General features: G+C 55.8%; 23 protein-coding genes and 1 pseudogene. 7 read left to right on the top strand and 17 right to left on the bottom strand.

The genetic code is table 11. The features are described from left to right. Positions 1–319: 319 nt before the first annotated feature. A complete protein-coding gene (locus H8S02_RS01110) occupies positions 320–691 on the top strand; it encodes a TnpV protein (RefSeq protein WP_186968847.1) in 372 nt (123 codons plus the stop codon). Positions 692–828: 137 nt separating this feature from the next. On the opposite strand, the gene H8S02_RS01105 is transcribed toward H8S02_RS01110, so the two are convergent. Next, on the bottom strand, positions 829–1,404 hold the full coding sequence (locus H8S02_RS01105; protein ID WP_186968846.1) for a TetR/AcrR family transcriptional regulator: 576 nt from the start codon (positions 1,402–1,404) through the stop codon (positions 829–831). Positions 1,405–1,580: 176 nt separating this feature from the next. Here H8S02_RS01105 and H8S02_RS01100 point away from each other — a divergent pair, with 176 nt between their 5' ends. After that, positions 1,581–3,449 carry a heavy metal translocating P-type ATPase gene (locus H8S02_RS01100; RefSeq protein WP_186968845.1) on the top strand — a complete coding sequence of 623 codons (1,869 nt, stop codon included), beginning with the start codon at positions 1,581–1,583 and terminating at the stop codon, positions 3,447–3,449. A 223-nt stretch (positions 3,450–3,672) separates the two neighbouring features. Here H8S02_RS01100 and H8S02_RS01095 read toward each other — a convergent pair whose 3' ends face one another. Beyond that, the gene (locus H8S02_RS01095) at positions 3,673–4,110 is read right to left on the bottom strand and encodes a MerR family transcriptional regulator (RefSeq protein ID WP_186968844.1); all 438 of its coding nucleotides are present in this window, start codon (positions 4,108–4,110) and stop codon (positions 3,673–3,675) included. A 140-nt stretch (positions 4,111–4,250) separates the two neighbouring features. Here H8S02_RS01095 and H8S02_RS01090 point away from each other — a divergent pair, with 140 nt between their 5' ends. The 3 genes and pseudogenes from H8S02_RS01090 (at position 4,251) to H8S02_RS01080 (ending at position 6,692) form a co-directional block, all read left to right on the top strand. Next, positions 4,251–5,033 (top strand): carboxymuconolactone decarboxylase family protein, encoded by a 783-nt coding sequence (locus H8S02_RS01090; protein ID WP_186968843.1) that lies wholly within the window; start codon positions 4,251–4,253, stop codon positions 5,031–5,033. Continuing rightward, a pseudogene (locus H8S02_RS01085) lies at positions 5,023–5,999 on the top strand (alpha/beta hydrolase). The gene H8S02_RS01090 and the pseudogene H8S02_RS01085 overlap by 11 nt, the downstream one beginning before the upstream one ends. Before the next feature lie 15 nt (positions 6,000–6,014). Beyond that, entirely contained in the window at positions 6,015–6,692 is a 678-nt protein-coding gene (locus H8S02_RS01080; protein ID WP_186968842.1) for a dihydrofolate reductase family protein, read from the top strand. An 89-nt stretch (positions 6,693–6,781) separates the two neighbouring features. Here the strand turns inward: H8S02_RS01080 and H8S02_RS12790 are convergent, their stop codons facing one another. The 3 genes from H8S02_RS12790 to H8S02_RS01070 all read right to left on the bottom strand — a co-directional run bounded on the left by H8S02_RS12790 (position 6,782) and on the right by H8S02_RS01070 (position 10,062). Further along, entirely contained in the window at positions 6,782–7,219 is a 438-nt protein-coding gene (locus H8S02_RS12790; RefSeq protein ID WP_407926388.1) for a hypothetical protein, read from the bottom strand. 123 nt (positions 7,220–7,342) lie between these two features. Further along, positions 7,343–9,271, bottom strand: coding sequence for an excinuclease ABC subunit UvrA (locus H8S02_RS01075; protein ID WP_407926387.1), 1,929 nt, complete (start codon positions 9,269–9,271; stop codon positions 7,343–7,345). Positions 9,272–9,282: 11 nt separating this feature from the next. After that, on the bottom strand, positions 9,283–10,062 hold the full coding sequence (locus H8S02_RS01070) for a LysR family transcriptional regulator (protein WP_186968841.1): 780 nt from the start codon (positions 10,060–10,062) through the stop codon (positions 9,283–9,285). A gap of 132 nt (positions 10,063–10,194) precedes the next feature. Here H8S02_RS01070 and H8S02_RS01065 point away from each other — a divergent pair, with 132 nt between their 5' ends. Both H8S02_RS01065 and H8S02_RS01060 read left to right on the top strand, forming a co-directional pair. Then, positions 10,195–11,034 carry an aldo/keto reductase gene (locus tag H8S02_RS01065; RefSeq protein ID WP_186968840.1) on the top strand — a complete coding sequence of 280 codons (840 nt, stop codon included), beginning with the start codon at positions 10,195–10,197 and terminating at the stop codon, positions 11,032–11,034. Positions 11,035–11,398: 364 nt separating this feature from the next. After that, positions 11,399–12,097 (top strand): recombinase family protein, encoded by a 699-nt coding sequence (locus H8S02_RS01060; RefSeq protein WP_186968839.1) that lies wholly within the window; start codon positions 11,399–11,401, stop codon positions 12,095–12,097. Between the two features lie 382 nt (positions 12,098–12,479). Here H8S02_RS01060 and H8S02_RS01055 read toward each other — a convergent pair whose 3' ends face one another. The 12 genes from H8S02_RS01055 to H8S02_RS01000 all read right to left on the bottom strand — a co-directional run bounded on the left by H8S02_RS01055 (position 12,480) and on the right by H8S02_RS01000 (position 22,774). Beyond that, positions 12,480–13,718, bottom strand: a complete 1,239-nt coding sequence (locus H8S02_RS01055; protein WP_186968838.1) for a LysM peptidoglycan-binding domain-containing protein — start codon at positions 13,716–13,718, stop codon at positions 12,480–12,482. A 149-nt stretch (positions 13,719–13,867) separates the two neighbouring features. Beyond that, the gene (locus H8S02_RS01050) at positions 13,868–14,017 is read right to left on the bottom strand and encodes a FeoB-associated Cys-rich membrane protein (RefSeq protein WP_186968837.1); all 150 of its coding nucleotides are present in this window, start codon (positions 14,015–14,017) and stop codon (positions 13,868–13,870) included. Positions 14,018–14,045: 28 nt separating this feature from the next. After that, a complete protein-coding gene (gene feoB / locus H8S02_RS01045) occupies positions 14,046–16,559 on the bottom strand; it encodes a ferrous iron transporter B (RefSeq protein ID WP_186968836.1) in 2,514 nt (837 codons plus the stop codon). A 137-nt stretch (positions 16,560–16,696) separates the two neighbouring features. Then, the gene (locus tag H8S02_RS01040; protein ID WP_186968835.1) at positions 16,697–16,918 is read right to left on the bottom strand and encodes a FeoA family protein; all 222 of its coding nucleotides are present in this window, start codon (positions 16,916–16,918) and stop codon (positions 16,697–16,699) included. A gap of 17 nt (positions 16,919–16,935) precedes the next feature. Next, positions 16,936–17,145, bottom strand: coding sequence for a FeoA family protein (locus H8S02_RS01035; protein ID WP_186968834.1), 210 nt, complete (start codon positions 17,143–17,145; stop codon positions 16,936–16,938). Between the two features lie 647 nt (positions 17,146–17,792). After that, a complete protein-coding gene (locus H8S02_RS01030; RefSeq protein ID WP_186968833.1) occupies positions 17,793–18,224 on the bottom strand; it encodes a flavodoxin in 432 nt (143 codons plus the stop codon). A gap of 46 nt (positions 18,225–18,270) precedes the next feature. After that, positions 18,271–18,834, bottom strand: coding sequence for a DUF3793 family protein (locus H8S02_RS01025; RefSeq protein WP_186968832.1), 564 nt, complete (start codon positions 18,832–18,834; stop codon positions 18,271–18,273). 738 nt (positions 18,835–19,572) lie between these two features. Then, positions 19,573–20,118 (bottom strand): nitroreductase family protein, encoded by a 546-nt coding sequence (locus H8S02_RS01020; RefSeq protein WP_186968831.1) that lies wholly within the window; start codon positions 20,116–20,118, stop codon positions 19,573–19,575. 134 nt (positions 20,119–20,252) lie between these two features. Next, complete coding sequence (locus tag H8S02_RS01015) at positions 20,253–20,657, bottom strand: secondary thiamine-phosphate synthase enzyme YjbQ (protein WP_186968830.1); 405 nt, start codon at positions 20,655–20,657, stop codon at positions 20,253–20,255. 2 nt (positions 20,658–20,659) lie between these two features. Continuing rightward, positions 20,660–21,238 (bottom strand): hydrolase, encoded by a 579-nt coding sequence (locus H8S02_RS01010; RefSeq protein ID WP_118686499.1) that lies wholly within the window; start codon positions 21,236–21,238, stop codon positions 20,660–20,662. After that, positions 21,219–22,565, bottom strand: coding sequence for a CCA tRNA nucleotidyltransferase (locus H8S02_RS01005; protein WP_186968829.1), 1,347 nt, complete (start codon positions 22,563–22,565; stop codon positions 21,219–21,221). Before H8S02_RS01005 ends, H8S02_RS01010 begins: the two co-directional genes overlap by 20 nt. Then, the gene (locus tag H8S02_RS01000) at positions 22,562–22,774 is read right to left on the bottom strand and encodes a DUF896 domain-containing protein (RefSeq protein ID WP_186968828.1); all 213 of its coding nucleotides are present in this window, start codon (positions 22,772–22,774) and stop codon (positions 22,562–22,564) included. The genes H8S02_RS01005 and H8S02_RS01000 overlap by 4 nt, the downstream gene beginning before the upstream one ends. Positions 22,775–23,232: the final 458 nt, after the last annotated feature.

Genomic DNA, 23,232 nt, shown 5'->3' with positions numbered 1-23,232 from the left:
TATTGCACACCCTTGACCTTAAATCTTTTGCAGGAGTTTTTGATTCCGGGGTATTCACCACGCTGTTTTTTCGGGAGGGGTAGTGAGGGGGTATCAGAAAAAACAGAAAACCGCTCTTTACTGCCGTCTCAGCCAGGACGATGGGATAGAGGGCGATTCCAACTCCATCCAAAATCAAGAGTTAATATGTAAAGGGTGGTTTCTCCCACCTAATACATATGACTGCGGCTCATTTGTGGTGAATGGAACAGCAGTTGTAGGAAAGGAGTCAAAACACCTTATAACCGCTGGAAATCAACACACAAAGGAGCTGATTTTTATGAAATCGTTATTTAAGCAAATGGGCGGCACTTATCATCAGGAGGGCGATTACCTTATCCCAAACCTTACCCTGCCAGATGAGCCAGAATATCAGATCGGCAAGTATGGACGTATGCGCCGCAGTTATCTGAAAGCTCATCGGCCTGTTCTCTACGCGAACTTTCTCACATCTGGGACGCTACATCGGCACCTTGCCGAGATTGACCAAGCCTGCAATGAACGAATGGAAATCGTCGTTTCTGCTATGGCGAAGCAAGAAGGTGTGACCGAATCGCTCAAAGCCGCCGACCAGATGGAATGGGTACACCGCATGAACAGTATCCGAAACCGCACGGGGGAAATCGTTTTGACCGAGCTTGTATATGAATGACAAATGCCCGTTATTGGCAACATGGCCGATAACGGGCGTTCTCTTATTCTCTGGGCAATACGAACCTATATTTGCCCTTGCCTTGACCGGTAACAGGTTCTATTAATGCGCTTGCACAGGATGCGCAGGCGCATTTGCTATTCCTCACTCCGTAAAACCGGCTCAATCACACTCAAAAAGTACTCCGTTATCGTCTCCGGCGTTTCTTTCATCCCACGGGACACCCACCAGTCAATCGTTTCAACGAAAGAAGACGCAATGTGGTTTACCAGATAGTCCTCCGGCAGCGTAGCACTTTTCAGAAGTCCCTTTTCGGCGTACTGGGTCACAATCAGCGTCCGCAGGTTGGTTTTGAAGTATTTCATAAAAATCTCATTATTTTCTGAGGACAGCAGCTCCAGAATATTCCGGTCATTTTCCTGCAAGTGTCGTACCAGATGCAGAAACACAGAGTCCGTTTTGTTGCCGCAGGAATAATGATAATGTCCGTGGGGCAAGCCCATAGCCGTGTCGATGATATGCCCGAACAATTCTTCACACAGGGATTTCAGCAGATAGTCCTTCGTTTCAAAATGGGCATAAAAGGTCGTTCTTCCCACATTGGCTGCATCAATAATCTCCTGCACGGAGATCTGATTGTAATGCTTCTGAGAAAGCAGCTCCGCAAACGCGGAGAAAATCGCATCTCTTGTTTTCTTCTGCCGTCTGTCCATATCTGCCTCCCGAACAATTCGCAAAATCTGTTCCGAACCGAATGTTCCGCAAAATCTGCTTCTTGCTTCCTTACTTCTTTCTCGATACAATAAGTTCAGAACAGAATAAAGTGTTCTGTATCGAATAAATGATACAGGAAAAGGCTTGCAGTGTCAAGAAGAAAGAGGTGTCCGAAATGTTAAAACGAATCAATGATTTTCTGGCAGGACTCCCGATGACCATCATCGGAGGCGTTCTGCTTGTATTCAGCTTTGCCCTGCCGAGGACGGGCGTCAATCTCCCGGTTGACCCGGCATGGGGAACGGTTGTAATCTCCGGGATTCCGCTTTTGTATCTTGCGGTGTGGCGGATCATTTATAATCCCGGAATCAGCAAAATCTCATCTGCTCTTTTGATTACCATTGCCATGTTTGCTGCCATTGCCATTGGCGACCTGTTCGCCGCCGGTGAAGTCGCTTTCATCATGGCAATCGGTGCGCTTTTGGAGGACGCCACCACGAACCGGGCAAAGAAGGGACTGAAAAAGCTCATCAGTCTCGCTCCGACGCAGGGACGGCGCATTCGGGACGGAAAGGAAGAAATGATTCCTGCTGAGAAGATCGTCAAGGGCGATATGCTCCGAATCCTGCCCGGAGAAACCGTTCCGGTGGACGGTGTCATTGTAAGCGGTGAAACCTCCGTTGACCAGTCGATTATGACCGGTGAATCTCTGCCAGTAGATAAGGCAGCCGGAGACACGGTGTTCTGCGGGACCATCAATCGTTTCGGCGCAATCGACATCCGTGCAACAAAGGTTGGCGAGGACAGCTCCTTGCAAAAGCTCATTCGCATGGTGCAGGAAGCGGAGGACAAAAAAGCGCCCATGGCACGAATTGCCGACCGGGTCGCAAGCTGGCTTGTCCCTGTGGCGATGTTGGTTGCAGCCATTGCCGGTATTGCAACGCAGGACATTGTCCGTGCGGTAACGGTGCTTGTGGTATTCTGCCCCTGTGCGCTGGTGCTGGCAACCCCCACGGCGATTATGGCTGCCATCGGGCAGGCTACCAAACACGGCGTAATTATCAAATCCGGCGAAGCGTTGGAGAAGATGGGCAAGGTCGATACCATCGCCTTTGATAAAACCGGTACGCTGACCTATGGAAAGCTGGAAGTCAGTGATGTTCTGTCCTTTGCTCCTGATTTGGACGAAGAAAAGCTCCTGTATCTTGCGGCTTCTGCCGAGGCAAAAAGTGAGCATCCGTTAGGGAAAGCAATCGTGGCGTATGCGAAAAAGCGTGATTTACCTCTTAGCGAATCTGCGGCGTTCCAAATGACCTCCGGCAAAGGCATTTCTGCCGAGGTGGACGGCTGTCAGCTCCTTTGCGGCAACGAAAAGTATCTGCACGAGTGCGGCGTTTCCGTGACAGCGAACGCAGCCGGTACACTGGAAAAGCTCCGGCTGCAAGGCAAGGCATCCATTCTCGTTGCGGTGAACGGTCAATGCGTCGGTGTAATTGCGCTGTCGGATGTTCTGCGTTCGGAAGCTTCGGCAATGGTGCAGAAGCTGACCGCCATGCAGACAAACACAGTGCTGCTGACCGGCGACAACCAAAAGACCGCCGACTATTTTGCGGCGCAGGTCGGCATCCGCGAAGTCTACGCCGATCTGCTGCCGGAGGATAAAGTCGGCAACATCGCCGCATTGCAGAAGCATGGCAGAAATGTGTGCATGATTGGGGACGGCGTCAATGATGCACCCGCACTGAAAACCGCAAGCGTCGGTGTTGCCATGGGCAGTATGGGCAGCGATATTGCTGTGGAAGCGGCTGACATTGCACTGATGAGTGATGATATTTCCAAAATCCCGTATCTGAAACGGCTTTCGGGTGCAACAGTGAAAACCATCAAGCTCAGCATTACGCTTTCCATGTGCATCAACTTTCTTGCGGTCACGCTCTCTGTTCTCGGATTGCTGAATCCCACCACCGGGGCGCTGGTACATAACGCCGGATCGTGCTTCGTCGTGCTGATTGCAGCTCTGCTGTATGATCGGAAATTTGAGTAATCTTTTAAGGCAACACCGCACAATTAAAGCTGCGGCGCTTTGCGGAAATTTCGTGCCCTGACTTTGTTGCGATTTCGCGGTAATACGTCAAGTATTACCGCAAAACCGCGCCTCGTCAGTACGCAAAATTTACTCGCAAATCGCTCTTGTCCAATTATGCGGTATTGCCTTATAACAAGCGTCTCAGCCGATGTCTGTCTGAACATTGGCTGAGACGTTCTTTTTATTGATGCGCATGGTCATAGAGGGGCTGAATATCATCCGGCAGATGGTCTGGAAGCAGGCTCTTGATCCGATCCTCGCTGCCGTCCTGAATCGCCTGATCATAATACCAGCATTTGAATCGGAGCATATCCAGAACTTTATTCATGTGTGCAATTTCCGCCTCGACGGTTTTCCTCTGCTTTTCCAGCAATTCCCGGCGCAAAGGGTATGTGGATGCACCCTCCACGCACCAGTCCATAAACTGCTTGATGTCCTTGATCTCAAGCCCCGACATTTTGAGACATTCGATCACCCGCAGGGCTTCAAGCTCATTCTCGCCGAATTTTCGTATGCCGGACCTGCGCTCTATTCCGGGAAAAAGACCCTGCTTATCATAATAACGAAGTGTGGAGATCGGCAAGCCGAACATCTCCGAAACCTGTCCAATCGAGTACATAGAAACCTCCACAAAAAAATTCACAAATATATTCTTCAAATCTCTTGACCTAAAGTTAGGTTTAGGTGCTATCATTATTATAGCAGAAACGAAAGCGCAGCGCAAGAGCGTGCGCCGAAATAAATGGAGGTAACGTAAAAATGGCAATCAAACAAACAGCCGGTAGGGATGCTTTGGGCAATTTCGCGCCAAAGTTCGCGGAGCTGAACGACGATGTGCTGTTCGGCGAGGTATGGAGCCGGGAGGATCAGCTTTCCCTGCGAGACCGCTCTCTTGTGACGGTGACGGCGCTCATGGCACAGGGACTCACCGATTCGTCCTTCCGGTATCATCTGGAAAGCGCAAAGAAAAACGGCATCACCAAGGAGGAAATTGCTGAGATTCTGACCCACGCCGCCTTCTATGCCGGATGGCCCAAGGCGTGGGCGGCGTTCCGTATGGCAAAGGAAGTGTGGGGCGAGGACACCGGCGAGAATGCTATGGCAGAGCACGCTGCATCCATGGTCTTTCCCATCGGCGCGCCCAACGAGGGCTTTGCACAGTATTTCAGCGGGAAAAGCTATCTGGCGCCTGTCTCCAAGGAGCAGGTAGGCGTTTTCAACGTGACCTTTGAGCCGGGCTGTCGGAATAACTGGCATATCCATCACGCAAAAACCGGCGGCGGGCAACTCCTGATCTGCGTTGCCGGACGCGGCTTTTATCAGGAATGGGGCAAGGCCGCTGTGGAGATGCTGCCGGGCGATGTGGTAAACATTCCGGCCGGTGTCAAGCATTGGCACGGCGCAGCACCGGACAGCTGGTTCTCCCATCTCGCCGTAGAGGTACCGGGAGTTGAAACATCCAACGAGTGGCTGGAGGCCGTAAGCGATGCAGATTATATCAAAGCAACTACGAATAAGGAGCGCAACGAAAATGACAGATGAAAGGCTGAATTTAACACAGGAATGGGACAAGGTGTTCCCAAAAAGCGACAAGGTTGACCACAAAAAGTGACCTTTCACAATCGCTACGGCATCACGCTGGCGGCAGATCTGTACACGCCGAAGAATGCAGTGGGCGAGCTGCCCGCCATTGCCGTCAGCGGCCCATTCGGTGCAGTGAAGGAGCAGTCCTCCGGACTGTACGCGCAGAAGATGGCGGAGTATGGCTATCTCACCATTGCCTTCGATCCGTCCTATACCGGCGAGAGCGGCGGACTGCCCCGGTATGTGGCCTCACCCGACATCAACACCGAGGATTTCTGCGCCGCCGTGGATTTTCTGTCCGTGCAGGAGAATGTAGACCCGGAGCGTATCGGCATCATCGGCATCTGCGGCTGGGGCGGTATGGCTGTCAACGCCGCCGCGCAGGACACCCGCATCAAGGCAACCGCTGCCATGAATATGTACGATATGACCCGTGTCACTGCCAACGGCTATTTTGATGCAGAAGATTCTGAGCAGGTGCGTTTTGAAAAGAAACAAGCCATGAACGCCCAGCGCACCGAGGACTACAAAAACAGCAGTTATGCCCTTGCCGGAGGCGTGGTCGATCCGCTGCCGGACGATGCGCCGCAGTTTGTGAAGGACTATTACGCATACTATAAGACGCCGCGCGGCTATCATCCACGTTCCCTGAATTCAAGCAATGGATGGAATGTAACCTCCTCACTGCCCTTTATGAATCTGCCGATTTTGCAGTATGCCTCGGAGATTCGTTCCGCCGTTCTGCTGGTGCATGGCGAGAAGGCACACTCCCGTTATTTCAGCGAGAGTGTCTATAAAAAGCTCACCGGCGACAATAAGGAGCTGCGCATCATCCCCGGTGCCAGCCATACCGATCTCTATGACCGGATGAGCCTCATTCCATTTGAAAAGCTGAATGCGTTTTTTCAGGAAAATCTCAAGTAAAAGAAGGAGTATCACATGAAAAAACCATATATGATCTGCCACATGATGATGTCGATAGACGGAAGGATCGACTGCGGCATGACAGTAAAAATTGCCGGGTCCAATGAATATTACGAAACGCTGAATGCTTTGAACGTTCCCACAACGCTGATCGGCAGAGTGACTGCACAGCTTGAAATGTCAGACTCCGGCGTATTTGAACCCACAAATGCGGCAGCAGCGTTCGGAAAAGAGGGCTTCTCAAAGAAGAGGGATGCAGCGGGCTATCAAGTCGTTGTAGATACAAAGGGGACGCTCCTTTGGCGTGACGACAGCAACAGCGGAACGCCGTTGGTCGTCATTCTATCGGAAGCCGTCACAACGGAGTATCTTGCCTATCTCGATTCGCTTCATATTTCGCGGATCGTCTGCGGCAAAACGCGAATCGACCTGCGCAGAGCTGCGGAAATCCTGTACTCTGAGTTTGGCGTGGAACGCATGGCGATCGTTGGCAGCGGCACGATCAATGCAGCCTTCCTCCATGCGGGACTGCTGGATGAGGTCAGCATTCTGCTCGGCCCCGGAATCGATGGACGAAAAGGCATGACCTCCACCTTTGACGGTCTGCCCATGGGCACAGAGCCTGTCAACCTAAAGCTTACAAGTGTGCAGCCCTATAAAGATGGCGCAGTCTGGCTGCGGTACACACTGTAATAACGCTCCGGACACGGATAACCCCTCTGCCGACACTCAGTCAGGGTGTCGGCAGAGGGGTTTGCCTATTCAGGATGATAGCGAACAAATCACAGATGCCTTCCGGTGACGTTTTCCGTATTCTGCGCAATTTCCTCCGGCGTCCCGGCAGCGACAATGCGCCCGCCCTGCTCTCCGCCGCCGGGACCCATGTCGATGATATAGTCCGCATTGCGAATTACGTCCAGATCATGCTCGATGACAATAACAGTTGCACCGCTTTCTACCAGTCGGTCAAAGACCAGCAAAAGCGTCTGCACATCCAACGGGTGCAGACCGATGGTCGGCTCGTCAAAGATAAATATAGAGGTGTCCTGCTGCCGCCCCATCTCGGATGCCAGCTTCAGCCGCTGGGCTTCGCCACCCGAAAGACTTGGCGTGGCTTCTCCAAGAGTCAGATACCCAAGTCCCAAGTCCTGCAAAACTTGCAAACGGGCAGAAACAGTTTTCATATCCCCACAGGCGGAGAGCGCCTGCTTGACGTCCATATCCATGACCTCCGGCAGAGAATGCGCTTCTCCGGCCTTATTTTTCCGCTGAACCTGTTCCGCTTCCCGGCGATACCGGCTGCCCCGGCAATCCGGGCAGGGAATTTCCACATCCGGCAGAAACTACACATCCAGACTGATGGAGCCTGTTCCGTCGCAGGTCGGGCAGCGGAGCTTTCCGGTATTGTAGGAGAAATCTCCTGCCTTATAGCCCAGTGCTTTGGCCTCCGGCAGTCTTGCATAGGCCTTGCGCAGCTCGTCGTGAACATTGGCATAGGTGGCCACGGTAGAGCGGACATTGATGCCGATGGGTGCGGCGTCGATCAGCTTGACCTGCCGGATGCCTTCTGCACAGATTTTCTTTACATGAGCCGGCTGCGCCGTTCCGTTTGTCAGGGCTTCCAGCGCGGGAATCAGGCTTTCCAGAATCAGCGTGGTCTTGCCGGAACCGGATACGCCGGTCACCACCGTCAGCCGCCCCTTGGGAATATCCGCTTCCAAGGGCTTCACGGTGTGGACGGCATCCGTGGAGAGATGGATGTGCCCCAGCTCAAACATCTCCTGCGCCGCCGCTTTCTTCCGAAGGGGCGGCGTTTTCCCTCTCAGAAAAGGGCCGATTTTGGAATGGGAGTCGGCTGCGATCTGCGGGATAGTACCCTGTGCGATGATTTGCCCGCCGTCTACTCCGGCCTCCGGCCCCATCTCCACCACCCAATCCGCTTCGGACAGGATCTGCGTGTCGTGATCTACCAATATGACCGAATTGCCGTCGGCAATCAGATCGTGCATCACATCGGTCAGTCCCACAATATTGGACGGGTGCAGACCGATGGACGGCTCATCCAGCACATACAAAACGCCTGTGGTACGGTTGCGGACGGCACGAGCCAGCTGCATCCGTTGGCGCTCGCCGGTAGAAAGGGTGGCAGACGCCCGGTCCAGCGACAGATACCCCAGTCCCAAGTCCATCAGCCGCTTTGCCACTGTCCGGAAGGATTCGCAGATGCTCTCCGCCATGGGGCGCATTTCCTCCGGCAGCGCGTCGGGGACATGATCGACCCATTTCACCAGCTGGGACAGCGGCTTTTCGCACGCCTCCGCCAGCGTGATGCCGCAGAGCTTTGGCTGTCTTGCCCGCTGGGACAGCCTGCTTCCGCCACAGTCCGGGCAGACGCTCTCCTTCAAAAAGCGCTCCATCCGTTTCATACCCTTCTCGTCCTTGACCTTGGACAGGGCGTTTTCCACAGTGTAGACTGCATTAAAATAGGTGAAGTCCAGTTCACCGGATTGATTCGTTCCCTTTGCCTTATAAAAGATATGCTTTTTCTCTGCCGGGCCGTGATAGACGATTTCCTTTTCCCGGTCAGTCAGGTCCCGGAACGGCACATCCGTGCGGACGCCCATTTCCCGGCAGACGTCCGACATCAGCGACCACATCAGCGTTTTCCAGGGCAGAACAGCGCCCTCATCAATGGTCAGGGAGTCATCCGGGATCAGCGTCGATTCGTCCACCGTGCGCACAAGTCCTGTGCCGCCGCAGGTCGGGCAGGCCCCCTGCGAGTTGAAGGCCAACTCCTCCGCCGACGGCGCATAAAACCGTTCTCCGCAGACCGGGCAGGTCAGTGCCTGCCCTGCTGCCACAGCAAGGGTCGGCGGCAGATAGTGCCCGTTGGGGCAGCGGTGGCTTGCAAGGCGCGAGAACATCAGCCGCAGGCTGCTCAGCAGCTCCGACCCGGTGCCGAAGGTGCTTCGGATACCCGGAACGCCCGGACGCTGATGCAGTGCCAGTGCCGCAGGAATGTGCAGCACCTCATCCACCTGCGCCCGTGGTGCCTGCGTCATTCTGCGCCGGGTATAGGTGGAAAGTGCATCCAAGTACCGACGAGAGCCTTCCGCATACAGTACGCCAAGGGCAAGGGAGGATTTGCCGGAACCGGACACCCCTGCAATGCCTACGATCTTATTCAGCGGAATATCCACATCAATATGTTTTAGGTTGTGTACATGGGCATTCCGAACTTGAATGACCATGGGATTTTCCTGTTTGTTCATTCTATTCTCCTTTACCTTTTTGCCAGATAGAACGTTACATGGGATTCCTCATCAGAAAGCGGAATATTGACTCGATTCGGATAGTCTCGAAGCCGAACATAATCCGTGGTAAAACAGGGCAGCGACGAGGCGTTCACCAATTCTTCAAACACCATAGCATCCGGCTGTACCAGAAATTTGGAGGCAGGCATCTTCTCCCGGCAGAGGGTGTCCCAGAAGCCCAGCTCTGTCCGCAGCAGGAAGTTGAAGCCGTTGATGTCCGCAAAGGTCAGCGCTTCGTATTTTGCAAGCTCATGGTCCGGCGGCACGCAGACAAATAGATTCTCTTTCAGAAACGGCTGGGCGCCTTCAATGGGAAATGGCAGAATGGCCATATCGCAGGAGCCGTCCTGCCATGCGGAAAGCACCTCTCTATTCTGGCAGATCGCAGAGGAAACCATCATTTCCGGCTGTTGCGTGTTCACGTCCTTTTGCAATTCCCACAGAGGCGCAGGCGCACAGGACTTGATGATAATCGTGTGCTGCCGTGCGTCAAATTCCTGCACCTGACGGACGGTGGTCTCTGCCTCCCGTAAGAGCGTTCGGGCAGCTGCCACGGCCATTTTTCCGGTTTCGTTCAGTTCGATTTTGTTCTTCCCACGAAGGAAGAGCGGTACGCCGAAAGCCTCCTCCAGATGCTGCATGGAACGGGTAATAGACGGCGTGGAGATGTGGAATTCCTCCGCTACGCGGCTGAGCGTACCCAGGTCGGCAAAAGCCACAAGCTGGCTTAACTCATTCAGATCAATCATAGTCTCACCTCTCGAAATGCTTTTCATATTATGAAAAGCAGATTGCGATATCAATAGTGTACAATATCGAAAAAGTGTTGTAAAGTAGGAATCATAAAAAATCCTGCTTTTCAGGAAATTGGAGGTATCATTATGGAATACGTTACTTTGAACAACGGCATCAAGATGCCGAAGCTGGGCTACGGCGTGTATCAGACTCCGCCGGAGGACACCCAGCGCTGCGTGCTGGATGCCATTGATGTGGGCTACCGCAGCATCGACACGGCACAGGCCTACGGCAACGAGGAGGGCGTAGGTGCGGCGATTGCCGAGAGTGGTCTGCCCCGGGAGGAGTTCTTCCTGACCACCAAGGTATGGATCACCAACGCCGGCTATGAGAAGGCCAAAGCGTCCATTGAGGCATCCATGGAAAAGCTGCGTACCGATTATCTCGACCTGCTGCTCATCCATCAGCCGTTTGGCGATTATTATGGCACTTACCGGGCGATGGAGGAATTTTATAAGGCCGGAAAGCTCCGTGCCATCGGCGTGTCCAACTTCGGCCCCGACCGGTATCTGGACATTCAGCATTTCTCCGAGGTCAAGCCTGCCGTCAACCAGATCGAAACCCATGTGTTCCAGCAGCAGAAGTTGGCCAGAGAATATCTGAAGAAGTACAACTGCCAGATTGAATCCTGGGGTCCCTTCGCCGAGGGTCGCAAGGATATGTTCATCAACCCCGTCCTGACGGAGATCGGCAAGAAGTACGGCAAGACCGCCGCACAGACTGCCCTTCGTTTCCTGATGCAGAGTGACGTGGTCATCATCCCCAAGTCCATCCATAAGGAGCGGATGCAGCAGAACTTCGACCTCTTTGACTTCACCCTGACGGCTGACGATATGGCCGCCATCGAAGCGCTGGACGGCGGCGAGAGCCTGTTCTTCTCCCACTATGACCCCAAGACCGTGGAGTGGTTCATGTCCATCCTGTGATTCTTATGTTTATATCATTGTCCTATGTAAAGCGAATGATAGCCTATAAGTGTGCTGCAGTTTCAAACTTTTTGCTATCCCTTTAGGGATACAACTGGTAACGCCTCCTCTAAGGCTGCGCAAATCATTACTCCAATAGTGGATATGATTCTAAGTTCGGAAATTTGAGAAATATCCCTCAAGCCATTGCCTATCAAAGAACTTGAAGCATGATGGCATACGAACTCGACTCTGTAAGCTACTGATCTGAATGTCACCGGGCATACAAAAAGCATCCCAGACGCACTGTTTGGGATGCTTTTGCTGTAAAATACTATTCTTGCTCTCTGTATTCTGAATTTTGAGTTTAATGCAGAAAATCACCTTGACAAATCTCGTCTCAAAAAGCCATCTTGCGGAAGATCACCACTTCCCCAGCCCCTGCTTTTATGTGGATGACGGTTTTTCGGGAGGAAACTTCCAAAGACCGGCGTTCCAGCAGATGATCTCAGACATGGAAAACGGCGGGATCGGGATCATTGTGACCAAAGATCTCAGTCGCCTCGGTAGAAATCAGCTCCACACGGGCCTGTACATCGAGGAACGCTTCCCCATGTTCGGCGTCCGCTACATCGCTATCAATGACAATGTGGACACCGACAGCAGCGAGAACAACGACCTCATGCCGTTCAAGAATTTGTTCAACGAGTGGTTTATTCGGGACACCAGCCGGAAGATCCGTGCGGTGCTGAAGGCCAAGGCAGAACGGGGCGAACGGCTGGGGACCAGAGCGCCCTATGGCTACCGAAAAAACTCAGAGACAAAAAAGCTGGAAGTGGATGAGGAAGCGGCATCCATCGTCCGCAGGATCTTCGCCATGTGCGCCGGCGGCAGCGGTCCCAGTCAGATTGCCCGCATTCTCAAGAAAGAGCAGATCCTGACACCCACCATGTACGCCTACACCAGATTCGGCATCACGTACGTGGGGCTGGATACACAACGACCGTATCACTGGTCTGGGGATACCGTGGCGGATATGCTGGAGAACGAAATCTATCTGGGAAACACCGTCAACATGAAGTAGAGTACGAAGTCCTACAAGGACAAACGGAGGGGTGGAACATTCCAGAGAAGAATGCTTGGTGTTTAAGAATACCCATCCCACCCTCATTACGCGGGAGGTCTGGGACGTGGTACAGAGAGTCCGTAAGAACACGCGCCCCAGACCGTGGAGATTGACTACAACGGCATTGGCTATGTCGGCAGCGGACAGCAGGATGTGGAAGAAGCACTGGAAGCACCGCAAACCCAGGACACAGCGGAACCCCGGCAGGCATCGTAAACACGATGGCCTGCCGGGGTATCCAAGGAATCACTTGTTACCCCTGTGAGGGGGGAACAAAGGCTTCCCTGCCCCTTTTGCCCCCGTCCCGGGAAGGTATACCGTCAGCAGACGGTAAAATTTTTCAAAGGATGCCCCACAGCTGTGAATACCACTGTGCTGCCTCCGGTACGGCAACACCCCCAAGACGGTATTCCGCTGCCAGCGCACATTTCGCGCGGTACGACCGCGCATCCTCAAACCAGACCTCCTGCTCCGTGCCGCCTCGCCAGAAATTATAGTGCGGCGCCTGTGCCGCATCATCATAACGGATAGGCGCGCCGACCTGCACTGCCTGCTCTGCGGCCTGCGCCCCGGCGAGCGGACGGGCACGCTGTCCCTGATGCCACGGAAGCGCCCACTGGAGACCGCCTGCCGGCAGGCTGCACAGCAGCTTTTTCGCCGGGATTTCGCTGACCGCATACCGTACCGCCTCATTCATCCTGCCGATGTCCGCGAGCGCAGACGGCGCACCAAGCGCGACCGAAGCATTTTTCAGCACGCAAAGATCTGCGTTCCTGCCGAGCGCCCGGAAATCATGCGCCTCGCAGAGCAGTCCGGTCTGCCCCCGACAGGTTTTCGGCGGCAGGGCAAGCAGCAGCACCAGCTTTTCCGATGCAAGCTGTGCCTTCAGCGCTCGTACAAAGTCCGAGAAAGCATCCCTGTCCTCCGGCATCAGATACTCGAAATCGAGCATGATCCCCGCCCACTCCCCTGCCGCTGCATTCTGCGCGGCGCTGCGGATCAGATTCGCGCGTGCAGCCGGATCGCGCAGCACCTGACGGGCGCGTTCGCCCGAAAACCGGCCGTTCTCGTCCTGCATCGTCAGCACGAACACCGGTCTGACGCCGTACCGCCGTGCGAGCCGTACCGGAATTTCCGCGTGTATGCCGGGGATGCGGCCCGTGCGGTCAAAGCCGAACGAGGCGACCGCTAAGTAATCCAGCTGCGGCAGCACACGGCGCAGCATCCTTGCGTCCGTGCCCTGCCGCACGCCGCCCAGAACGATTTTTCGCGGATATGCGCTGCTCTCCGCAAGATAGAGCGTCTGTCCGGGCGAAACCCTATCCTGTCCCATGAAAAACGGATTATCGCGCCAGAGCTGCCGCACGGTCGTGCCCTGTGCCTCCGCAATCGAGGCGAGCGTATCTCCGCGCCGCACGGTATACTGCCGACCGCCGACCGGGACGAGAATGCACTCCCCGGGCGTCAGACGGTTCGGGTCGCGCAGCTCGTTCTGCCGCAGCACAGCCGCCAGAGGCACGCCGTAATGCTGCGCAATACGGTAAAGGCTCTCTCCCGGCTGAACAACATGAATTTCCATCTCTTCACGCACCTTTCCTTACAGGCTATGCCGCAGGTCAGCCGTGCGTCACAGACCAAAAAGCGCGTTTTCACACAGAAACAGCATTTGCCCTGCAAATGCAAAAAGAGCAGGCAGCTCGTTCGAACTGCCCGCTCTTTTCATTTGATTTACTTTTTGTGAGGCGTCTGATTGTGAGCGCCGCAGCCGCCGCAGTGCGCACAGTCGCCGCCGCAGCCGCCCGACTTCTTGACGAACACCGAGCGTGCCGCGAAGAACACGATCACTGCTACGATAACAGCAAGAATAATATCACCCATGATATATGCCTCTTTCTAAAGTCAACAGTTAGTTTGCGTCTACGCTCATGCGGCGCAGGCCCTCGGTGGAGTCAGCCTTAGCCGGCTTGCGGAACAGCAGGAAGATGATCAGCGCGATGAATGCAATCGCAACAACAGTGCCGACGCCGAAGGTCAGCTCGCCGGTGATCAGGCCGCCGATCTGATAAATGATCGTGGATACAACGTAAGCGTAAGCACACATATAGCCGATCGCCAGTGCAGTCCACTTGCCGTTGTTCATCTCACGCTTGATGGCGCCCATTGCCGCGAAGCACGGTGCGCACAGCAGGTTGAACGCCATGAAGGCATATGCGCCGACCTGCGTGAAGTCAGCCGCCAGCTCGCTCCAGATCTCGGAGCCGTCTTCTGCAACCTCGCCGACAAAGTGGTAAAGCTGACCGAAGATAGCGACAACGTTCTCCTTCGCAACCAGACCGGAGATGGTGGCAACGGCGGATTTCCATGTGCCGAAGCCCGGCAGCGTGAAGATCGGAGCGATAACAGAGCCGATACGCGCCATGATGGAGTTGTCGATATCGGATACCGCGCAGAACGCGCCGCCTTCCCAGCCGTAGCCGAGGGTGAACCACATGAAGATGGTGGACAGCAGGATAACGGTGCCTGCCTTCTTGATGAAGGAGGAGCCGCGCTCCCACATAGAGCGGAACACATTGCCTGCGGTCGGTACATGGTAAGCCGGCAGCTCCATGACGAACGGAGCCGGGTCGCCGGTGAAGATCTTGAACTTCTTGAGCATGATGCCCGAGATGATGATGGACAGAACGCCCAGAACATAAGCAGAGAATGCGATGGTGCCGGAGCCGCCAAAGAACGCGCCTGCGAACATTGCGATGATCGGCAGCTTAGCGCCGCACGGTACGAAGCAGGTGGTCATGATGGTCATACGGCGGTCGCGCTCCTGCTCGATGGTACGGGAAGCCATGACAGCCGGTACGCCGCAGCCGGAGCCGATCAGCATCGGGATAAAGGACTTGCCCGAAAGACCGAACTTACGGAAGATACGGTCCATGATGAACGCAACACGCGCCATGTAGCCGCAGTCCTCAAGGATAGCGAGGAAGAAGAACAGGATGAGCATCTGCGGAACGAAGCCCAGAACCGCGCCGACACCGGCAACGATACCGTCCATTACCAGGCTGTAGACCCAGCCGTCCTCATTGACGCCCATGGAGGCGAACAGCTTCTCCAGCAGTACCGGGATACCCGGAACCCATACGCCGAAGTCAGCCGGATCCGGCTCCGCAGCGGTCATGGTTTCCTCGAAGGTTGCGAGGTCAACGTCCTCGGTGGTGACTTCACCGGAGTCCTCGTCCTCGAACTCGGCAGTGCCGACAACCGATGCAGCAGCCGGGTCTGCCTCGATGGCAGCAGCTGCGTCAGCGATAGCGGTTTCGTCCGCCTCCTCGGCCTCAAGAGCCTCGGTCAGAGCCGAGGTGTCGATGCCGGCCTCGTCGGCAGCCTCGAGCCATGCATCGCGGCGGGTGATCTGGTCGTCGTACTCGGCGGTTGCTTCCTCATAGTCGGCAGCGCCGATGGTGAACAGATGCCAGCCATCGCCGAACACGCCGTCGTTTGCCCAGTCGGTGAAGATACCGCCTGCGGTGGTTACAGAAACGTAGTAAACCAGCCACATGACCAGTGCGAAGATCGGCAGAGCGAGGATTCGGTTGGTAACGATGTGGTCGATCTTGTCCGAGGTGGAAAGACCGGTCTTTTTCTTCTTGACGCAGTCCTTGACCAGACCGCCGATGTACTGATAGCGCGCGTCGGTGATGATGGACTCTGCGTCATCGTCAAGCTCTTCCTCGACAGCGGTGATGAGCTTTTCCAGCTTCTCCAGAACGTCCTTGCCGAACGCGAAGCGGGCAAGCACCTTGCTGTCGCGCTCGAACAGCTTGACAGCGAACCAGCGGCGCTGCGCGGGCTCGGTCACGTCCGCGATCAGCTTTTCGATCTCGGTCAGCGCGTTCTCGATGGTCTCGGAGAACGCATGCTTTGCCGGAGCGTTCTTCGCCGCAGCGGCCTTCTTTGCCGCCTCGACGAGCTCCTTGGTGCCCTCGCCCTTGATGGCTGCGGTCTCAACGACCGGAACGCCAAGCTCCCTGGAGAGCTTCTTGACGTCGATCACGTCGCCGCGCTTCTTGACGATATCCATCATGTTCAGCGCGATAACGACCGGGATGCCCATTTCAAGCAGCTGGGTGGACAGGTACAGGTTGCGCTCGATGTTGGACGCATCAACGAGGTTCATGATAGCGTCCGGCTTCTCGTTTACGAGATAATCGCGTGCTACGACCTCCTCGAGCGTATACGGAGACAGCGAGTAAATACCCGGCAGGTCAGTGATCGTAACTTCCCTGTCGCCCTTGAACTTGCCTTCCTTCTTCTCGACCGTAACGCCCGGCCAGTTGCCGACATACTGCGTCGCACCGGTCAGATCGTTGAACATGGTCGTCTTGCCGCAGTTCGGGTTGCCGGCAAGTGCCAAACGAATTGACATGTTTGTTCCCCTTTCTCGTCAGCGTGTGCTAACTCAATTAGTACACGCTAACCCATATCTAAAAAAAATTTTTAACTGATTTTGCTGTTTTCCGCACTTTAGAGTTGTCTAAGAGCAACTCACAGAAATGACGGAACTCAGTCGACGAGGATCATTTCCGCGTCAGCCTTGCGCAGAGAAAGCTCGTAGCCGCGCACGGTGATCTCGACCGGATCGCCCAGCGGTGCTACCTTGCGGACGTAGATCTCCGCGCCGCGCGTGATGCCCATATCCATGATACGGCGGCGGGTCGCGCCCTCACCCTCGATCTTGCGCACGGTAACGGTGGAGCCGACCGGCGTGTTTCTCAGATTGCTCATTGTTGTTTACCCCCTGTTCAGACCATGATACGCGACGCCATCTGCTCGGAAATCGCAACGCGCGCGTCCTTTACCGACACGATCACATTTCCGGCGAGAGACGACACAACGATCACCTTTGCGCCCTCCACAAAACCCAGATTTTGCAGAAACTTGCGTGTTTGATCCTTTCCCCGGATGGCTTTTACCGTCGTTTCGACGCCGATATCCATCAGTGTAAGCGGCATGATAGTGACCCTCTCCTTTGCTGTGATCTATGTCTCTTCGGTTTGGGTTAGTAGATACTAACCCCTTTAACATATGCAGTTTACCACCACTAACCTCTCTTGTCAACCTCATTCAGTTAACTTTGGCTAATCTATACAACGCTGCTATGAGTTCGTCTGTGCTAATTGTATGTTCTCGCAAAAGGACAGAACGGCATAATTGCAGGATGTCCGTTTCCATCCGTCATTTCCGGGAAAATATCTCCGGACAGGAGGAAGCCCGCAGCCGTTGTTCCGGACAGCTGCGGGCTCTGTTACGGGTACGCCGGGCAGCGTACCAGGTTTGGGGTTTCCCCCGGGACAAGAAAGGATATTTGTATCATAACCGCCGCCGTCGCGGCAGGTATGACCGGAGTGAACTTCGTTGCAAACTACAGTTTGCAACGAGTAGGTTCAACCGCATGAATGCGGATTGAACCTGTGATTAAATTTGCGCGTCGCTGCGCGGCACACAAATTTAACCTCTTGTATAAAAACCGTGATACATGCTCCCGGTTTTTATGAACCTGCTGCGCAGGTTCTATCGAATGCGCGCTGGCGCGCGTTCGGCGCAGCGCATGGGATAGGTTAAGGATATATATGTATGGAGATGCAGATTGGAGGTTGCCTTAGAAAGCTGCGAAGCCCTTGCCGAACTCCTTGCACTTTGCCAGACCGTCCTCGTCGGGGGTCTCGTTAATGATCAGGCCCTCATCGGTGTAGATGACAGCGTTTGCGTCGTTGGTACGCTGTACCCAGTCGCGCATCCACTGGCCATCGCCCCAGCCGTAAGAGCCGAACAGAGCGACCTTGCGGCCGGACAGCTTGCTCTCCAGATCGGTGAAGAACGGATCGAACTCGGTCTCCTCGAGAACCTCGGCGCCCATTGCCGGGCAGCCAAGAGCGATCTTAGCGTAAGCCGCTGCGTCGGTCGGGTTGGTATCTGCTACGTTCAGCAGATCGCACTCCATGCCGCCCTCGCGGATGCCCTCTGCGATTGCGCTTGCCATCTGCTCGGTGTTGCCGGTCTGGCTCCAGAAAATAACTGCTGCTTTGCTCATGTCAGTTTAGCTCCTTTAGTTGAAAATATATATATGCTGTACGCATTTATGCCGCCGCGAAAACCTCGAGCAGCGTTTCGCCCTGCTCTACTCGTTTTGTTACTGCGTGACATACCCGCGATAAGCGGTCAAACAGACGGGACGCCGCTTCTGCGTCACCGTAAACCTTCCAGTAGCCGCTGAGCTTGCAGCCGCGACCGGAATATCGAATAAACCCGACCACATCCTCGATCGGATAGCCCAGAAACAGTCCGATCTCATGCGGAAAGCCGTCCGTGCAGGCGATACGCTTTCTCAGCACCGCGAGCAGTTCGGGAAGCGGACTGCCGACCGGATAGCCAAAGCGTCGGAGCACATGCTGTACTCTTTCATCCTGCATATAGCGCTCGAGCTGCGCCTCGTTGTACACGAGAAGCAGATACCGTGCGCGGCACGCACAGACGATCTCAAAGCGCATTCCGCGCGGCGCGAACGCTTCGCGGTAGGTCTCGAGCTGCTCCGGCAGATCGGGATAGATCGTGCGGTCGCAGGAAACAAGATTCGCAGGCTTGATGCCGGCGAGCGCCGGTGAGCAGTACGCGGCAAGCAGTCGGTCGAGCTGGTTTTCCATGGTATCTGACGCCCCTTTCTTCTCACTCGTATCTTGTCCATCTCCGGCCTGTTTCATCCGGCGTTTTCCGAACAGCGCGGCCGCGGTTAGCCATACGGCCACGCAGTCCTTATATGGTCTGTTATGTTCGGATCAATGCGCAAAATACAGAGGAAGTTGTTTAATCTTATCCGTACCGTTCGGTTCCGTGCGAACGATACCGGTCATCGGGCGTATCAGTAAGCCTCGGCTAACCTGTATATAAGTTAGCATATGCTAACGATAAAGTCAAGCGTTTTTTTAAAAAAATTCCAAAGATTTTTTTCAGCGTAAGAAACCGCCTGTCCGGCAGGCCACGCCGCCCCCTTCTCCTTACCCTCAGCAGTGGGTATACCTTCCGCCGATACAGCGGTGCGCCGCTGGAGGCGAGGATGGCCCTCCCGGGTCGGGGGATGTTCGCCATGACATGGCGTGGGCAATGCCGCCGCCCGGCGGCGGGGGCAAAAGGGGGAAAGGACACCGATGGTTTCCTTTCCCCCTCTTGACTCCCCCAAACTTTCCTTCAAGCCGCGACGCCCTTCGGTTGCGCGGCTAAACGCGAGGGGCCTCCAGATACATTTGGTGCACTACGGGTTTTCTCTTGATCGAAGTTGAGCTAGTCATGGAGATGGTGCGATGATCAGGCATGATGCAAGAAGGTCTTGGGCGCGAAAAAAAGAGCACGGATGATAATCCGTGCTCTCCTTTGGGATGTAATTGTTAGTCGATCACGCGCAGCAGGGTATCGGCGTCCTTGCGTGCGGGAGCCTGCGGCTGCTCTGCCGGATGGCCGATGGCGATGATCGCAGCGACCTCTTCTCCCTCCGGAAGCTCGATCACCTTGCGAACCTCGCTCTCCTCGAAAACGCCCATAATGACCGTGCCGAGACCATGTGCGTGCGCCGCAAGGCAGAACGCCTCAGCGGCAATGCCGGCGTCGAACGACTGCCAGTGCGTGCCCTTGGAGGTCGAGAAGCTGCCGTCGCGCTCAAAGCCGGAGCGGCCGGTGATCGTCGTCAGGATAACGAGCGCCGGTGCGTGCGAGGCGGTCTTCTGGTTGTACGCAAAATCCATCATGCAGTCGGACGCGAGACGCGCGATCTTCTCCTTGTCCGTGACGAAATTATAGCGCGCGGTCTGCGTGTTCTTCCAGCTCGGCGCATAGGCTGCGGCGGCAACGACCTCCGCCATCTGCTCGCGGCTTACTGCTTCTTCGGTGAATTTACGCACACTGCGGCGCGTTTTGATACATTCCAGTGCTTCCATGACATTTTCTCCTTGTTTCAGGCAGCATCACACAGGCCGGGCATCAGCGTCCTGCTCAGAACGCTCCTGCTCAGCCGTGCGGTATTGTCTTTGTTTTTCTTTATCATAGCAAACAGACGGGATAAATGCAACCGTTATCCCCTGTCCTCCATAATTTTCACAAAATATTTGCGCGTGCGCGGGCCGTCGAACTCACAGAAGTAGACGCCCTGCCAGATACCGAGCAGCATCTTCCCGTCCTCGATGAGAATGGTCTCGCTCGCGCCGACGGTCGAGCATTTCAAATGCGCATCCGAGTTCCCCTCGGCGTGCCGGAACGCCGCGCGGTCAGGGAACGCCGCGTCAAGGCCGAGCGTCAGGTCATGCTTCACGTCCGGGTCGGCGTTCTCGTTGATCGTGATCGCGCCGGTCGTGTGCGGGCAGAAAACGATCGCAATGCCGCTCTGAATGCCCGACTCGCGCACAGCCTCGCGCACGGTCCGCGTGATGTCATAATAGCCCTGCCGTTCGGTTTTCAGGGTAAAGGTCTGGGTTTTCATGCTCATTCACTCCTGTTTTCGTGCAGATAAGTTGCTTCCAGATCGGAAAGATGCAGCTTTACTGCGAGCGGATACTTCTCGAAGGCGTGCGCAAGGGCGAAGCTGCCGCCCTTGACCGACTCGTCAAAGCCGCCCATGTGCCACCGGATGGCCATGGCCTCCTCGGTACGCAGGCGCATGAAGCGCTCGATCAGATACACGCTTTTCTCGCCGTGACCGTAGGGAAACTGATCGTCGACCGTGTATACCGGCACCTTTTCCCATTCGCCGCGGTCATTTTTGCGGTTCCGCAGCTCGGTCTTGTAAAATCCGGCCTTGCACAGATCGTGCAGCAGCGACACGATCGTAAAGCTCTCGATGTCATCGGACGCCGGATCGAAGTGCTTGGAAATGAGCACATTGTAGACGTTCATCGAATGATCGAGCAGTCCGCCCTCATATGCCGCATGAAAGCGCGTCGAGGCGGGCGCAGTGAAAAAGTCGGTCGTCTCCATCCATGCAAGCAGCTTTTCCGCGCCGGGACGCTGCACATTCTTGCGAAAGGTCGAGAGGAACAGCTCCTTATTCTCTGTGTTGTCCATAGTTTTCCTCCATTTTTGTCCGGGCGAGCCGCAGCAGGATCTCCCGCCGGTTTCGGCTCTCGTCGTCAAGCACCGCGTCCAGAAGATACCGCAGCATCTCCCCGATGGCCGCGCCGCCGAGGCCGAGCGCCTGCATATCGTGCCCGTTCACCGCGAGCTGCCGCAGAGACAGACAGGCGTTCTGCCGCAGCACCTCGTTCAGCATTCTCTCTGTCGCGCACAGCGTGCCGACGTCCCACGGCTGCGTGTTCTGACCGACCGCATCACCCTTTTTGATCATGAGCAGGTCGCGGAACCGTGCCTCTCCCAGGCGTGCAAGACTGCGGCGGACGAGCTTTTCACTGTCCCCGAGCGGGCGGTCATGCTGCTCGACGAGCAGCAGAATGCGCTCGGTGTCCTCCTTCGAGAACCGCAGGCGCGGCAGCAGCGTGCCCGCAAGCGCACGGCTGTGCTTCGGGTGGCCGCGAAAGTGACCGATTCCCTGCTCATCCACGGTCTTGCAGGCCGGTTTTCCGCTGTCGTGCAGCAGCATCGCCCACCGCAGACAGGGCTCAGACGGAACCTGCCCGACCGCACGAACGGTATGCCCCCAGACGTCGTAGCAGTGATGCGGATTATCCTGTGTGCAGCTGAACATCGGCACGAGCTCGGGCAGCGCCGCACCGATGATGTCGTTATATTTCAGCAGCGTGCGCTGCGCCCATCGACCGCACAGAAGCCGCGTCAGCTCCTCGCGCACGCGCTCTGCTGCAACGCAGGAAAGACGGCCGAGCTGCCGCCGCATCGCCGCAGCGGTGTTCCCCTCGATCGCAAAGCCAAGCTCGGACGCAAAGCGCACGCCGCGCAGAATACGCAGCGCATCCTCGGTAAAGCGCGTATCCGGATCGCCGACCGCGCGCAGAATGCGGTTTTTCAGGTCATTCCGACCTTCGAACGGGTCAAAAAGCCCGCGTTCGGGATGCCACGCCATCGCGCCGACCGTGAAATCGCGCCGCGCGAGGTCCTCACGGATGCTGCGCACAAAGCGCACGCCGTCCGGGTGACGGCCGTCCGAATAGCCGCCGTCCGTGCGGTAGGTCGTGATCTCGAGCGGACTGCCGTCCAGTATCACGGTCAGTGTGCCGTGTTTGAGACCGGTCTCGATGACCTGTTCTCCCTCGAAAACGCGCAGCATCTCCTCCGGCGCTGCCGCCGTACACAAGTCCCAGTCGTGCGGCCGGATGCCGCGCAGGCTGTCGCGCACACAGCCGCCGACCGCCCAGGTCTCAAACCCGGCCTGTTCCAGACGCTCGACCGCGCGCGCCGCATACCCCGGCAGATGCATCATTTGTCACCCTTGTCCTGACGGAGCCTGTAGGAGGTGCCATCCGGACTGATGACTACCGTGTTGTCGAGCTGGCTCTTGAGGCTTTTGCGGAAATCCGCGATATATTCCGCGCGAAGCGCCTGCTGCTCCTGCTTTTCCGCCTCGGTAAGGCCTTCCGTCTTTGATTTTTTTGCAAGCGCGTTGATACGCGCGATCTTTTCGTCAGTCATAAAAAATCCTCCCATGTGTTTATCTTATTATAAAATAGCTCACCCTTTTCAGCAAGTGTCAATTCGGAGTTTTTGCCGTCCCCTTTTTGACCGCCAGCAGACGGTATACCTTCCGCCGGTACAGCGGTGCGCCGCTGGAGGCGACTTTACGCCCTCGGAGGGCGTGGTCATTGGCCGCCTTCGGCGGCCGGGAGAGCCGGTGTTCACCGGCGAGAATGCCGCCGCCCGGCGGCGGGGGCAAAAGGGGGATAAGACACCAAATGGTTTCTTATCCCCCTCTTAACTCCCCCTCATCTTCCTTTAAGCCGCGACTCCCTGCGGTCGCGCGTCTAAATGCGAGGGGCCCACAGGGGCGTTTGCTGCTCCAAGGGCATACGCTTGATGGAAGCAGAGCTTTTCGCAGCGCAAATCAAGCGCCCTGCACCGTCTGGCCGCGCACTGTTATGCGCGGCAAATCG

Origin of the sequence: Agathobaculum hominis (assembly GCF_014288055.1) — a bacterium.
Lineage (GTDB): Bacteria > Bacillota > Clostridia > Oscillospirales > Butyricicoccaceae > Agathobaculum > Agathobaculum hominis.
The sequence above is the reverse complement of the archived record's forward strand: the minus strand, read 5'-3'. Positions and strand labels throughout refer to the sequence as shown.

What these genes read in the sequence shown, in the direction of transcription:
- H8S02_RS01110 (WP_186968847.1), top strand. Translation starts at nt 320, where the DNA reads ATGAAATCGTTATTTAAGCAAATGGGCGGCACTTATCATCAGGAGGGC.
- H8S02_RS01105 (WP_186968846.1), bottom strand. Translation starts at nt 1,404, where the DNA reads ATGGACAGACGGCAGAAGAAAACAAGAGATGCGATTTTCTCCGCGTTT.
- H8S02_RS01100 (WP_186968845.1), top strand. Translation starts at nt 1,581, where the DNA reads ATGTTAAAACGAATCAATGATTTTCTGGCAGGACTCCCGATGACCATC.
- H8S02_RS01095 (WP_186968844.1), bottom strand. Translation starts at nt 4,110, where the DNA reads ATGTACTCGATTGGACAGGTTTCGGAGATGTTCGGCTTGCCGATCTCC.
- H8S02_RS01090 (WP_186968843.1), top strand. Translation starts at nt 4,251, where the DNA reads ATGGCAATCAAACAAACAGCCGGTAGGGATGCTTTGGGCAATTTCGCG.
- H8S02_RS01080 (WP_186968842.1), top strand. Translation starts at nt 6,015, where the DNA reads ATGAAAAAACCATATATGATCTGCCACATGATGATGTCGATAGACGGA.
- H8S02_RS12790 (WP_407926388.1), bottom strand. Translation starts at nt 7,219, where the DNA reads ATGGACGTCAAGCAGGCGCTCTCCGCCTGTGGGGATATGAAAACTGTT.
- H8S02_RS01075 (WP_407926387.1), bottom strand. Translation starts at nt 9,271, where the DNA reads ATGAACAAACAGGAAAATCCCATGGTCATTCAAGTTCGGAATGCCCAT.
- H8S02_RS01070 (WP_186968841.1), bottom strand. Translation starts at nt 10,062, where the DNA reads ATGATTGATCTGAATGAGTTAAGCCAGCTTGTGGCTTTTGCCGACCTG.
- H8S02_RS01065 (WP_186968840.1), top strand. Translation starts at nt 10,195, where the DNA reads ATGGAATACGTTACTTTGAACAACGGCATCAAGATGCCGAAGCTGGGC.
- H8S02_RS01055 (WP_186968838.1), bottom strand. Translation starts at nt 13,718, where the DNA reads ATGGAAATTCATGTTGTTCAGCCGGGAGAGAGCCTTTACCGTATTGCG.
- H8S02_RS01050 (WP_186968837.1), bottom strand. Translation starts at nt 14,017, where the DNA reads ATGGGTGATATTATTCTTGCTGTTATCGTAGCAGTGATCGTGTTCTTC.
- feoB (WP_186968836.1), bottom strand. Translation starts at nt 16,559, where the DNA reads ATGTCAATTCGTTTGGCACTTGCCGGCAACCCGAACTGCGGCAAGACG.
- H8S02_RS01040 (WP_186968835.1), bottom strand. Translation starts at nt 16,918, where the DNA reads ATGAGCAATCTGAGAAACACGCCGGTCGGCTCCACCGTTACCGTGCGC.
- H8S02_RS01035 (WP_186968834.1), bottom strand. Translation starts at nt 17,145, where the DNA reads ATGCCGCTTACACTGATGGATATCGGCGTCGAAACGACGGTAAAAGCC.
- H8S02_RS01030 (WP_186968833.1), bottom strand. Translation starts at nt 18,224, where the DNA reads ATGAGCAAAGCAGCAGTTATTTTCTGGAGCCAGACCGGCAACACCGAG.
- H8S02_RS01025 (WP_186968832.1), bottom strand. Translation starts at nt 18,834, where the DNA reads ATGGAAAACCAGCTCGACCGACTGCTTGCCGCGTACTGCTCACCGGCG.
- H8S02_RS01020 (WP_186968831.1), bottom strand. Translation starts at nt 20,118, where the DNA reads ATGGAAGCACTGGAATGTATCAAAACGCGCCGCAGTGTGCGTAAATTC.
- H8S02_RS01015 (WP_186968830.1), bottom strand. Translation starts at nt 20,657, where the DNA reads ATGAAAACCCAGACCTTTACCCTGAAAACCGAACGGCAGGGCTATTAT.
- H8S02_RS01010 (WP_118686499.1), bottom strand. Translation starts at nt 21,238, where the DNA reads ATGGACAACACAGAGAATAAGGAGCTGTTCCTCTCGACCTTTCGCAAG.
- H8S02_RS01005 (WP_186968829.1), bottom strand. Translation starts at nt 22,565, where the DNA reads ATGATGCATCTGCCGGGGTATGCGGCGCGCGCGGTCGAGCGTCTGGAA.
- H8S02_RS01000 (WP_186968828.1), bottom strand. Translation starts at nt 22,774, where the DNA reads ATGACTGACGAAAAGATCGCGCGTATCAACGCGCTTGCAAAAAAATCA.